The organism is Metabacillus litoralis, assembly GCF_020524045.1.
In the GTDB taxonomy this organism is placed as follows: domain Bacteria; phylum Bacillota; class Bacilli; order Bacillales; family Bacillaceae; genus Metabacillus; species Metabacillus litoralis_C.
Map to the genome: position 1 here is coordinate 60,158 of NZ_JAIVKL010000012.1, position 12,068 is coordinate 72,225.

The 12,068-nt window shown below is 36.4% G+C and carries 5 protein-coding genes, 21 tRNA genes and 2 rRNA genes; all 28 read right to left on the reverse strand.

Annotation, left to right across the window (positions count from 1 at the left end):
* Positions 1 to 186 precede the first annotated feature (186 nt).
* Positions 187 to 2,592 (reverse strand): glycogen/starch/alpha-glucan phosphorylase, encoded by a 2,406-nt coding sequence (locus LC076_RS16915; RefSeq protein ID WP_226670287.1) that lies wholly within the window; start codon positions 2,590 to 2,592, stop codon positions 187 to 189.
* Complete coding sequence (gene glgA / locus LC076_RS16920) at positions 2,582 to 4,027, reverse strand: glycogen synthase GlgA (protein WP_226670288.1); 1,446 nt, start codon at positions 4,025 to 4,027, stop codon at positions 2,582 to 2,584. Before glgA ends, LC076_RS16915 begins: the two co-directional genes overlap by 11 nt.
* On the reverse strand, positions 4,024 to 5,049 hold the full coding sequence (gene glgD / locus LC076_RS16925; RefSeq protein ID WP_226670289.1) for a glucose-1-phosphate adenylyltransferase subunit GlgD: 1,026 nt from the start codon (positions 5,047 to 5,049) through the stop codon (positions 4,024 to 4,026). Before glgD ends, glgA begins: the two co-directional genes overlap by 4 nt.
* A 139-nt stretch (positions 5,050 to 5,188) precedes the next feature.
* Positions 5,189 to 6,355 carry a glucose-1-phosphate adenylyltransferase gene (locus LC076_RS16930; RefSeq protein WP_226670290.1) on the reverse strand — a complete coding sequence of 389 codons (1,167 nt, stop codon included), beginning with the start codon at positions 6,353 to 6,355 and terminating at the stop codon, positions 5,189 to 5,191.
* Positions 6,312 to 8,234 carry a 1,4-alpha-glucan branching enzyme gene (gene glgB, locus LC076_RS16935; RefSeq protein ID WP_226670291.1) on the reverse strand — a complete coding sequence of 641 codons (1,923 nt, stop codon included), beginning with the start codon at positions 8,232 to 8,234 and terminating at the stop codon, positions 6,312 to 6,314. Before glgB ends, LC076_RS16930 begins: the two co-directional genes overlap by 44 nt.
* 999 nt (positions 8,235 to 9,233) lie before the next feature.
* A tRNA-Glu gene (locus LC076_RS16940) sits at positions 9,234 to 9,305 on the reverse strand.
* Positions 9,306 to 9,317: 12 nt separating this feature from the next.
* A tRNA-Ser gene (locus LC076_RS16945) sits at positions 9,318 to 9,408 on the reverse strand.
* Positions 9,409 to 9,411: 3 nt separating this feature from the next.
* Positions 9,412 to 9,486, reverse strand: a tRNA-Asn gene (locus tag LC076_RS16950).
* Between the two features lie 11 nt (positions 9,487 to 9,497).
* Positions 9,498 to 9,574 (reverse strand) — tRNA-Ile (locus LC076_RS16955).
* Between the two features lie 4 nt (positions 9,575 to 9,578).
* Positions 9,579 to 9,652: transfer RNA gene (locus tag LC076_RS16960), tRNA-Gly, on the reverse strand.
* Between the two features lie 4 nt (positions 9,653 to 9,656).
* Positions 9,657 to 9,732: transfer RNA gene (locus tag LC076_RS16965), tRNA-His, on the reverse strand.
* 26 nt (positions 9,733 to 9,758) lie between these two features.
* A tRNA-Phe gene (locus tag LC076_RS16970) sits at positions 9,759 to 9,831 on the reverse strand.
* A 176-nt stretch (positions 9,832 to 10,007) separates the two neighbouring features.
* Positions 10,008 to 10,084 (reverse strand) — tRNA-Asp (locus tag LC076_RS16975).
* Positions 10,085 to 10,159: 75 nt separating this feature from the next.
* A tRNA-Met gene (locus tag LC076_RS16980) sits at positions 10,160 to 10,236 on the reverse strand.
* A 34-nt stretch (positions 10,237 to 10,270) separates the two neighbouring features.
* Positions 10,271 to 10,363 (reverse strand) — tRNA-Ser (locus LC076_RS16985).
* A gap of 14 nt (positions 10,364 to 10,377) precedes the next feature.
* A tRNA-Ile gene (locus LC076_RS16990) sits at positions 10,378 to 10,454 on the reverse strand.
* A 4-nt stretch (positions 10,455 to 10,458) separates the two neighbouring features.
* Positions 10,459 to 10,535, reverse strand: a tRNA-Met gene (locus LC076_RS16995).
* 27 nt (positions 10,536 to 10,562) lie between these two features.
* Positions 10,563 to 10,638 (reverse strand) — tRNA-Ala (locus LC076_RS17000).
* A gap of 20 nt (positions 10,639 to 10,658) precedes the next feature.
* A tRNA-Pro gene (locus LC076_RS17005) sits at positions 10,659 to 10,735 on the reverse strand.
* A gap of 20 nt (positions 10,736 to 10,755) precedes the next feature.
* Positions 10,756 to 10,832, reverse strand: a tRNA-Arg gene (locus LC076_RS17010).
* Positions 10,833 to 10,926: 94 nt separating this feature from the next.
* A tRNA-Leu gene (locus LC076_RS17015) sits at positions 10,927 to 11,012 on the reverse strand.
* Positions 11,013 to 11,018: 6 nt separating this feature from the next.
* Positions 11,019 to 11,093 (reverse strand) — tRNA-Gly (locus LC076_RS17020).
* Positions 11,094 to 11,153: 60 nt separating this feature from the next.
* Positions 11,154 to 11,239: transfer RNA gene (locus tag LC076_RS17025), tRNA-Leu, on the reverse strand.
* 14 nt (positions 11,240 to 11,253) lie between these two features.
* A tRNA-Lys gene (locus tag LC076_RS17030) sits at positions 11,254 to 11,329 on the reverse strand.
* Positions 11,330 to 11,353: 24 nt separating this feature from the next.
* Positions 11,354 to 11,429: transfer RNA gene (locus tag LC076_RS17035), tRNA-Thr, on the reverse strand.
* 55 nt (positions 11,430 to 11,484) lie between these two features.
* Positions 11,485 to 11,560, reverse strand: a tRNA-Val gene (locus LC076_RS17040).
* A 32-nt stretch (positions 11,561 to 11,592) separates the two neighbouring features.
* Positions 11,593 to 11,708, reverse strand: a 5S ribosomal RNA gene (gene rrf / locus LC076_RS17045).
* Positions 11,709 to 11,950: 242 nt separating this feature from the next.
* Positions 11,951 to 12,068 (reverse strand): 23S ribosomal RNA (locus LC076_RS17050); the annotation flags it as partial.

The following is a 12,068-nucleotide window of genomic DNA, read 5'->3' on the forward strand; positions in this document are numbered from 1 at the left end:
ATAGCTCGAGTATAAAATCATCACAGCGATTTTATACTCGATTTTTACTAAGAACTGTTTTCTTATCTTTTTTATGGTTTATATCTTGCAACATGGATTTTAGACTGCAATTCTTCCAAAAGGCGGAAGGTGAAACACCGAAGCGCACAGCGCATGAATGAATTACCTTTCCTACTAAATTTTCTATTAGACTCTAACTGCCATCGGATCAATCTTCCAAATATCCTTAGCATATTGCTGAATCGTTCGATCGCTAGAAAAGAAACCAGAATGTGAAATATTAATTAATGCTTTCTCTAACCATTTATCATGCTGCTGATAAGCAACGCCAACCTTTTCTTGGATATCAATATAAGATGCAAAATCCCTCAGAACAAAATACTGATCATTTTGTACAAGTAATGAATCTTTTATTGATTCAAACTCCCCTTCATCTTCAGAGAAAAATCCATTTGTCAATTGATCGACAACTTGACGAATTCTTAAGTCATGATGATAATATTCCATAGATCGATAACGACCATTTTCTTCATAATTTAGTACCTCTTGAGCTGTTAACCCAAAGGTATAGATATGATCTTTCCCGACTTCTTCCATAATTTCAATATTTGCTCCATCGAGTGTGCCTACTGTTAATGCACCATTCATCATAAACTTCATATTTCCTGTACCTGATGCCTCTTTGCTTGCCGTAGATATTTGCTCACTAACATCTGCAGCAGGAAAGATATCTTCAGCTAATGAAACGCGATAATTTTCCATAAATACAACTTTAATGACCTTTGAAACCCTTGGATCATTATTCACTTTATCAGCTAACGAGTGAATTAACTTGATAATCTTTTTTGCATAATAATAAGTTGGTGAAGCTTTAGCACCAAATATAAACGTACGAGGTTGGATCGTGTAATTTGCATCCTCTTTAAGACGGTTATATAAATAGATAATATGAAGAACATTTAATAGTTGCCTTTTATAGGCATGCATTCTTTTTACCTGTACATCAAAAATAGAATCAATATCTACTAGAATTCCATTTTTATCTGCAATTCTTTTCGCAAGGATTTCTTTTCTTTTTCGTTTCACATTCGCAAACTGTTCTTTTAAAGCAGGATGATAAATATGTCTTTTTAAATCAATCAATTTATCTGGTTGTTGAACAAAGTCATCACCAATCGCTTCTTTAATTAAGTTAGTTAGCTCTGGATTTGCTTTTAATAACCATCGTCGATGAGTGATTCCATTTGTTTTATTATTAAATTTCTTTGGATAAATATCATAAAAGGATTTCATTTCTCGGTGTTTTAAAATATCTGAATGAATTTTTGCAACACCGTTTATACTGTTACTTCCTACGATAGCTAAGTGTGCCATCTTCACTAAATCGTGGGCAATGATCGCCATATGTTCAATTCGTTGCCAATCACCAGGATATTTATCCCAAAGTTCTGCACAGAAACGCTCATTAATTTCTTCGATGATCATAAATATTCTAGGCAACAAAGGTTTAAATAGATAAATAGGCCACTTCTCAAGCGCTTCTGATAAGATTGTATGATTTGTGTAGGAAAGTGTATTCGTTGTTACCTTCCATGCCTCATCCCATGTTAAACCTTCTATATCCATGAGCAAGCGCATTAATTCTGGTACAGCAAGTGCTGGATGAGTGTCATTGATATGAATTGCCACAGAATGATGTAGATGTCTAATATTTGAGTTCTCTTTTTTATATGAAGATACAATACTTTGTAAACTAGAAGAAACTAGGAAGTACTGTTGTTTTAACCTTAAAATCTTCCCTTCATCGTGTGTATCATCAGGATAGAGGAAATCTGTAATGGCTTCTGTATCTCTTTTATATGATAAAATATCTTGATTTGCTGAAAAAGCTGCTGGTTCAGCATTCCATAATCTTAAAGTATTCACTGTATCTACATGATATCCAACAACAGGCATATCATATGGTACAGCTAATACCTTTTCAGCTCCAATATGCTTAAAGGATAAAGCTTGATTATCGTAGCTCGTTTCGATTTTCCCCCAAAATAATATCTCTGTCGCTTCATCTGGTTTTCTAACTTCCCATACATTTCCGTGTCTTAACCATTGTTCAGGTAATTCTACTTGGTAACCATCAACTATTTTTTGATCAAAAAGACCATGTTTATAACGAATCCCATACCCATGACCTGGAAGATTTAGAGTTGCTAGTGAATCTAAAAAGCAAGCAGCAAGTCGACCTAATCCACCATTACCTAATGCAGGGTCAGATTCACAATTTTCGATTTCACCCAAATTTATTCCTAAATCATTTAATCCATCCTCAACAATATCTTTAATACCTAAATTTAATAAATTTTGAACAAGTAATCGTCCTAATAAAAATTCGATCGACAAATAGTAAACTTGTTTCTTATTTTCGGATCTATATAGCTCATTTGTTTCAATCCATTTACTACTAATGTATTCTCTAACCATATTCCCTAACGTTAAATATTGGTCACGCTTTGTTGTTTCTTCAAACCCTTTTCCACACATGCTTTCAAGTCTTTTTAAAAAACTTTCCTTAAACCGATCACTGTTAGAGAACATGAACTTCACTCCTAATCACTAATTGATGATAAAGCTCATGGTACTTTTGTGCAGACTGACTCCAACTATAATCCTGACTCATCGCTTTTAGCACAAGCTGTTGCCAAACTTTTTCTTGATTAAAAAATTCAATAGCATAGTTGATTGTATGAAGCATATCATGTGCATTAAAATTTCTAAAAGTAAATCCATTTCCTTCTTTTGTATCTTCTCTATATGATAAGACAGTATCATTTAATCCACCTGTTTCCCGAACAATTGGGATTGTTCCGTATCGCAAGGCAATCAACTGACCAAGTCCACATGGTTCAAATTTAGAAGGCATGAGAAACATATCAGTTCCAGCGTAAATTTGATGTGCCAGTTTTTCATCAAAACCTATGTATGCTTTAAATTTAGTCGGGTATTTATTTTCCATTTCTCTAAAGAAATCTTCAAACTCTTTCTCTCCAGTACCAAGAACAATCATTTGAATATCCTGACTAAGCAGTGTTTCAAGTACACGGGTCACCAAATCAAGACCTTTTTGTTTTGTTAACCTTGTAACCATTGATATGATTGGGATACGTTCATTAACTGTTAATCCAAAGAATTCTTGAAGAGCTGCTTTATTTATTGCTTTTTTATCAATAGTTTTATCACTGTAGTTTTCAACAATATCCCGATCTGTTTCAGGATTATATACTTCATCATCAATACCATTCAATATTCCAGTTAAACAAGCATTTTTTGCAGTTAAAAGCCCATCTAATCTTTCACCATAATAAGCCGTCTGTATTTCTTCCTTATAGGTGGGGCTTACAGTTGTGATAATATCAGATGTCTCAATGGCACCCTTCATAAAGTTGACGTTTCCATAAAACTCTAGACTAGCACATTTTTCAGGATCTATATTTAAAAGCTCTTGTAAAATACTAAATGGGAAAATCCCTTGAAATTGAAGATTATGAATGGTAAATACAGATTTCATTTTTTGATAGAACTCATCCTGAATGTAATCTTCTTTCAATAAATAACTGATCATCCCAGTATGCCAATCATGCGAATGAATCACATCAGGTTGAAAATCGATCGCTTTGATTGAATCTAACACACCTCTACAGAAAAAGGAAAAACGCTCTGCATCATCATAATGACCGTATAAAGAATCACGATAAAAATAGTACTCATTATCTAAAAAATAATACGTGATTCCTTCATATTCTAATGTCTCAATACCACAAAATTGCTGTCTCCATCCAACTGGAACTGTTATTTCAGAGACCTTCTCCATTTGTCCTCTATATTTCTCAGCGATTAAACTATATTTAGGTAGAATAACTCTTACATCCGCACCCAGTTTTTTCAATTCCTTAGGTAAAGCCCCGGCTACATCTGCAAGACCACCCGATTTAACGAATGGGACACATTCTGCAACAGCAAATAATACGTTCACGAATTCATCATCGCTCCTTGAATTGTTTTCTTTCTCAAAATAAACGGTTTTTCTTCAGTTCCTTTAAGTTGTGATGTGTTCAAAATCTTCACATCTTTATCTGCAATAATATGTTCTAGTAAACAATTCTCTCCAATAGTTGTTTTTTGCATAATCACACTGTTTTTAATAACTGTATCCTTACCGATATGTACCCCACGGAAGATAATACTATTTTCAACCTTGCCTTCGATTTTACAACCGTTAGCAATCAAAGAATTCTTCACAGATGAATGTTTCCCATATTTTGTTGGCGGCTCATCCTTAGCTTTTGTATAGATAGGACGATCTTTAAGGAAAACTTCCTGCCATATATCTGGATTCAATATTTCCAAACTATGTTTATAGTAACTATCCATTGAGTCAATTACTGCAGCATAACCATCAAATTCATAATCACAAATTGTTAAGCTTTTGCGATTCTCTAAAATGACATCTGTCAGTGTTTTACAGCCTGTTTGTGTTTTATCATTGATTAAATCCATTAGTAATTTTGTTGACATAATATACATTTGCAATGACTCACCATTTTTTTGAACTTCGGTAATATCACATCGGTTTTCAATATGACGGTTTAAAACTTGTTTATAATCAATATTACAAACAGTATAGCTATTTGTAATTACTGCATATTCTTGTGTACTTCTTAAAAAGAAATCTTGATGATCTGAAAACTGACGAAAAGACCCAAATTCATCATACTCATTATGTAAATGAGGAGATGGGAAAAAGAAAAGTCCATCCTTCTTTCTATTTAAATCCCATTGTTTCCCTGAACCAATATGATCCATTAAAGATCGATAAGAATATTTCGGAAAAATTGCAACACTCTCTATCTCAGAATTCACCATATTTGATAAAACAAAATCTATCAGACGATAACGTCCAGCAAATGGAATTGCCGCTAAAGAGCGATGTAAAGTTAAATCTTCAATCTCCGGTTTAAAAGCTGTTGCATCTATAATTCCTAACATTCTGTTCATATGATTTAATTCTCCCCTTTTTGTCAAACAGAAAACATGAAATAGTAGTTCCTTTATATCGTGGTGAAGATGTTAAATCTCCCCCATCAAAAACTAGTTAAATCAGAGGCACCCTGTTTTAATATGTGATTTACGATAGTTAATTGGCTGATAAAGTATCTATATCTGAAGAAATTTCATCAATAATTTCCTCAGTGACAAGAATTACTTCATTAGAATCTGAAGGACATATAACGGTTCCATTTGGAATCTCTAAACCAGTTGGTACTATTACATTCTCTAATATGACATTTTCACCAATCACAACATCAGGCATTAATACGGAATTCTTTATCTTTGTATGTTTACCTACATTGACCCCTTGAAATAAAACCGAATGATCAACATTTCCCATAATGACACATCCATCATTTACAAAGGAGTCGGTTACTTCTGCATTTTCCGCTATAAATTGTGGTGGATTGTTTGAGTTCACTGAATAAACCTTCCAATTACGATCAAATAAATCTAGTAGTGATTCATCATTTAATAGGTCCATATTTGCTTCCCAAAGACTTTTGACTGTTCCAACATCTTTCCAATATCCCTTAAATGGATATGCGACAACATTACGCCCTTCATCTAACAATAATGGAATGATATCTTTACCAAAATCATGACTAGAATATGGATTTCGGTCATCCATTTCGAGAAACTCTTTTAATACTGACCACTTAAAAATATAAATCCCCATTGAAGCCAAATTGTTTTTAGGATTTGCTGGCTTTTCGTCAAATTCTACAACCTGCATATCTTCATCAGTATTCATTATTCCAAAACGACTCGCTTCTTCCCATGGAACTTCAACTACTGAGATAGAAGCATCGGCATTTCTTTCAGCATGATAATCTAGCATTTTTGAATAATCCATTTTATAGATATGATCACCCGACAAAATTAGCACATACTCGGGATCATATTGTTTAATAAAATTAATATTTTGGTAGATTGCACTAGCAGTCCCTTTATACCATTTCATCTCAGAAGACTCTGTATATGGAGGTAAGACAGTCACACCGCCATTTTTACGGTCTAGATCCCATACACTTCCAATACCTATATAAGAATTCAAAACTAGTGGTTGATATTGTGTGAGAACACCCACTGTATCGATACTAGAATTGGTACAGTTACTTAAAGTAAAATCAATAATTCGATACTTTCCTCCAAATGGAACAGCCGGTTTCGCTAAATTTTTAGTAAGAGAACTTAATCTGCTTCCCTTACCCCCTGCTAGTAGCATTGCGACGCACTTTTTTCTGACCATGTTTATTATCCCCTCTCTTTTTCACAGCACGTAATATAACAGCACCATATGGTGGAATTGTCATTGACAAGTGATAAGGATTGCCATGATATTCACCATCGATAGCCTTTAAATTTTTTCGATTTAATTGATCTGATCCACCAAACTCACTTGCATCACTGTTTAAAATCTCAACATACTCCGTATCAATCGGTACCCCTACCTTGAAGTTATGGTAAACAACTGGTTTAAAATTGCAAATAACCACAAGGACATCATTTTCTTTTTGACTTTTTCTTAGGAATGAAAAGATACTTTGATCTCGATTGTTCACGTCAATCCATTCAAAGCCTTCCTCTGAGTGATCTAACTCATATAACGGTCTTTGCTTTTGATAAAGTGTTTGTAACTGCTTAAAATATACTCTCATTTTGATATGCATCTCATAATCGTCAAGAAGCCAATCTAATTGTTCTAGATCCTTCCATTCATCAAATTGACCAAATTCTCCACCCATAAATAATAATTTTTTTCCTGGATGTGCAATCATATAAGCATAAAGTAGTCTCAATTGCGCAAACTTCTGCCAATAATCACCGGGCATTTTGTTTAAAAGAGATTTTTTCCCATGAACAACTTCATCATGAGAAAAAGGCAAGATGAAATTTTCAGAAAAAGCATAAATAAGGGAGAAAGTTACTTTATGGTGGAGATCACCTCTATCTTCTGGAGAGGCCTCCATATAAGAAAGAATGTCATTCATCCATCCCATATTCCATTTGTAGTTAAAGCCAAGACCACCAGACGAGGTAGGAGAGGTTACCAATGGCCAATCAGTTGAATCCTCAGCAATCATTAACAAATCAGGATCTTTCGCAAATACAGCTTCATTTAACTTCTTTAAAAAAGTAACCGCATATGGGTTTTGTACTAACTCATTTGAATTTGGCCAATAAAGCATATTGGCAACAGCATCTACACGAAATCCATCAACATGGAAATTTTCTATCCAGAACATAGCATTTGAAATTAAGAAGCTTTGTACCTCCGGTTTACCTAAATCAAAATTTGCTGTACCCCAAATGACATTTTCACGGTCATGTTCGTTCATATATTCAAAAGTAGGTGAACCATCAAACATATATAAACCATGAGCATCTTTACAGAAATGACCAGGAACCCAATCGATTAGAACTCCAATGTTCTCATCATGACACGCATCGATAAATTTCATTAATTCTTTTGGATGGCCAAAACGACTAGTTGCTGAATAATAGCCTGTTCCTTGATATCCCCAAGATCTATCATATGGATGTTCAATTATAGGTAATAGTTCAATATGTGTGAATCCATGTTCTAACACATACGGTATAAGCATCTTTGATAGCTCTTTATAGCTATATAGTTCTCCGTCCTCTTTCTTTCTCCATGTTCCTAAATGAACTTCATAGATAGACATCGGACGATCATAGGGCTGCCTTTGACGCTTTCTTCTTTTCCATTTTTGATCCTGCCACTCATATTGTGATAAATCACAAACAACGGAAGCTGTATTTGGTCTTACCTCTGAAAAAAATGCATAAGGATCTGCTTTTAATAAAACACGACCATCATACGTAACAATTTCATACTTATATATTTCTCCCTCAGTGATAAAAGGTATAAATAAATTCCATATTCCCTCTTCATTGACCTTTACCATCTTGTCTTGCTGACCAGACCAATTGTTAAAGTTACCAACTACATTTACTTCTTTTGCATGTGGTGCCCAAACACAAAAATTAGTACCAAGTTCACCCTCTCTATTTTGTATATGTGCTCCCAAGAACTTATAACTCTCAAAAGACTGCCCTTCATGAAACAAATGAATATCAAAGTCGGTTGGACATATGAGCGTCACACAAGTCACCCTTTCCTTTATTATCTATGCTACTTATTCAAGAGTTACTATCGATTCCCTTTAATGAAAACGTTTCTTTTTTACGACACAAACTTACAAAGAAACTAAAAAAACAGGAAATTATTATCCTTTTAAAATATGATGTTGATCATTTAGCTTAGTCTAAAATGGAATTAAAGGCTTGATAACACTAGACTTATAGGTAAAATTAGTTAATTTAAAAATAATTTTATTTTATGTATTAAAACCAGTAAAACTAGTAAAATATACAATAGATTCAAAAAAACTTTATTATGTTAAAATAATTAAATACTTCGACATTTTGTTGGAATTTGTAGAATGTTTTTTCCGAAAAAAAGTTAAAAATTTTCAAAGATACTTATTAAAGTCAAAGAAAAGAAAAGCTTTCTTAGAAAAAAAATCAATAAACTAAGTTGGGATGATAAACAAACTAAATCACTTTAAACATTATATAAAATATAATAAGTTATCATTCTAGATTTGATTAGTTATTAATAGAAATTATGTAAACGCTTCAGTAAAACCTTTTGTTAAATAATTTGTAGTTAGATTAAAGTTATTTTCTGTCATTTATCATTCTATTTAGCTTCATAATAGATCCTTGAAGGGTTGGAAGGTATAAAAAGATTGTATGAAGTTTGTTTAAAGAAATATAGTATACACTGTAACATACTCGTTTAGATTAAATTAGTAATCATACATGAAAATGTTAATTTGAGAAATGAAATAATGTTTACATAGGATTTAGTTTGACTATATTAAAAGTTGATAGAGGGATAAGTAGAGGAACTTTCATATGACTGTCTCATTTAGTAAACTGGAGAGGATTCCTAGAAGTCTACTGGATAGTAAAGAATTTACACAAATTACATACCTTATTAATAATCGTTTAAATCACACAAAATACTACTAGTGTATAGTAAACTATTATTTTTATGTACAAAAAAAACACTACAAAAATTTGTAGTGTTTTAGAGATGACCCGTACGGGATTCGAACCCGTGTTACCGCCGTGAAAGGGCGGTGTCTTAACCGCTTGACCAACGGGCCACATATTTTATATGGCGGAGAAGGAGGGATTTGAACCCTCGCGCCGCTCGCGCGACCTACACCCTTAGCAGGGGCGCCTCTTCAGCCACTTGAGTACTTCCCCATATGGCTCCGCAGGTAGGACTCGAACCTACGACCGATCGGTTAACAGCCGATAGCTCTACCACTGAGCTACTGCGGAATAAATTCTTATGGTGGGCCTAAATGGACTCGAACCATCGACCTCACGCTTATCAGGCGTGCGCTCTAACCAGCTGAGCTATAGGCCCATTTTGGAGCGGGTGAAGGGAATCGAACCCTCATCATCAGCTTGGAAGGCTGAGGTTTTACCACTAAACTACACCCGCGAAATGGGGCGACTGATGGGAATCGAACCCACGAATGCCTGAACCACAATCAGGTGCGTTAACCACTTCGCCACAACCGCCATACACATTAATTAAATTATAAAGGTGGCTCAGGACGGAATCGAACCGCCGACACATGGATTTTCAGTCCATTGCTCTACCAACTGAGCTACTGAGCCAATATGGTTTACGGCTTCCACTAAACTTCGAATCTTTTCATCAGCTTCATCACTCACATCCTCACGTATTGACATACGCTCCGGTGTTCGCTCAGTCGCTTCTTCGACCTTCTCGTTTATTGAAACCCTTTTACACTATACAAAGTTAGTAGTGTAAATTAATCTTCAAAAATTAATGGCGGTCCGGACGGGACTCGAACCCGCGACCTCCTGCGTGACAGGCAGGCATTCTAACCAACTGAACTACCGGACCAAGTTTTTTTCACGTAGTGAAAATAAACACCCTTGCATTCTTATCTAAAAAATAAGTACAATTTCAAGGGAAAATTGGTTGCGGGGACAGGATTTGAACCTGCGACCTTCGGGTTATGAGCCCGACGAGCTACCAGACTGCTCCACCCCGCGACAATAAGATATAGTGTTTACATTAAAAAGAATATGGAGGAGGAAAGGGGATTCGAACCCCTGCGGGTTTTGACACCCCTGTCGGTTTTCAAGACCGATCCCTTCAGCCGGACTTGGGTATTCCTCCGTATATTCGGATAATGGTGGACCTTGTAGGACTCGAACCTACGACCGGACGGTTATGAGCCGTCTGCTCTAACCAGCTGAGCTAAAGGTCCAAAATGGTAGCGGCGGAGGGAGTCGAACCCACGACCTCACGGGTATGAACCGTACGCTCTAGCCAGCTGAGCTACACCGCCATAATGGAAATCTTTTTTTGAAATTATTGGTGGAGCCTAGCGGGATCGAACCGCTGACCTCCTGCGTGCAAGGCAGGCGCTCTCCCAGCTGAGCTAAGGCCCCGTTATAAATGGGAAAAAGGATGGTCGGGAAGACAGGATTCGAACCTGCGACCCCTTGGTCCCAAACCAAGTGCTCTACCAAGCTGAGCTACTTCCCGGTTTATTTCAAAGTAATGAATGGCGCGCCCGAGAGGAGTCGAACCCCTAACCTTTTGATCCGTAGTCAAACGCTCTATCCAATTGAGCTACGGGCGCATATGAAACTAAAAGCACACATTATAATATCGTACGTTATTTGTGCTAATGCAATTTAAGGAAACTTATTTTCGCTATTGCGAAAAAACTTAGATGCCGAGGACCGGAATCGAACCGGTACGGTAGTCACCTACCGCAGGATTTTAAGTCCTGTGCGTCTGCCAGTTCCGCCACCCCGGCACATCTTGGAGCGGAAGACGGGATTCGAACCCGCGACCCCCACCTTGGCAAGGTGGTGTTCTACCACTGAACTACTTCCGCAATATATTAAGTTAACTTCTCAAAAATATTGTAAGTTATTTTCGCTTTACGAAAAAACTTTGGTGCGGGTGAAGGGACTTGAACCCCCACGTCACAAGGACACTAGATCCTAAGTCTAGCGCGTCTGCCAATTCCGCCACACCCGCATGGTGTGTATAAATGGTGAGCCATGAAGGATTCGAACCTTCGACCCTCTGATTAAAAGTCAGATGCTCTACCAACTGAGCTAATGGCTCATTTTAGAAATGAGTTAAAACAAGTGGTGCCGGCGAGAGGACTTGAACCCCCAACCTACTGATTACAAGTCAGTTGCTCTACCAGTTGAGCTACACCGGCTTAAAAGGTTTAGATTATTAATTAAGGTAAGATATTTTGCTGAAGCAAAAATCTTTGGTGGAGGATGACGGGATCGAACCGCCGACCCTCTGCTTGTAAGGCAGATGCTCTCCCAGCTGAGCTAATCCTCCATTTAAGTTATAGTTTGTAAATTCATGTTGCAGCCTGGCAATGTCCTACTCTCACAGGGGGAAACCCCCAACTACCATCGGCGCTGAAGAGCTTAACTTCCGTGTTCGGCATGGGAACGGGTGTGACCTCTTCGCCATCATCACCAGACAAGTGCGACAAGAATTATTATACTATTTTAAAAGAAATTTTCAAGTCTTTTTTCAAAAACTTTTATATTCCTTCAAAACTAGATAACGATTTACAATTCAATTCACTGGCGTTCGCTTATTTGTCCAGCTCCAGAAGCCAAATCCTACGGTAATTTCACACTCTCCTACGAAGTCTAACGACTTCTTCTCGAGTGCTCCAATTTCCTATGGATTAAAACGGGCTTCTTCCGCTTTTCTATTTAGGTTAAGTCCTCGATCGATTAGTATCTGTCAGCTCCACACGTCACCGCGCTTCCACCTCAGACCTATCAACCTGATCATCTTTCAGGGATCTTACTAGCTTACGCTATGGGAAATC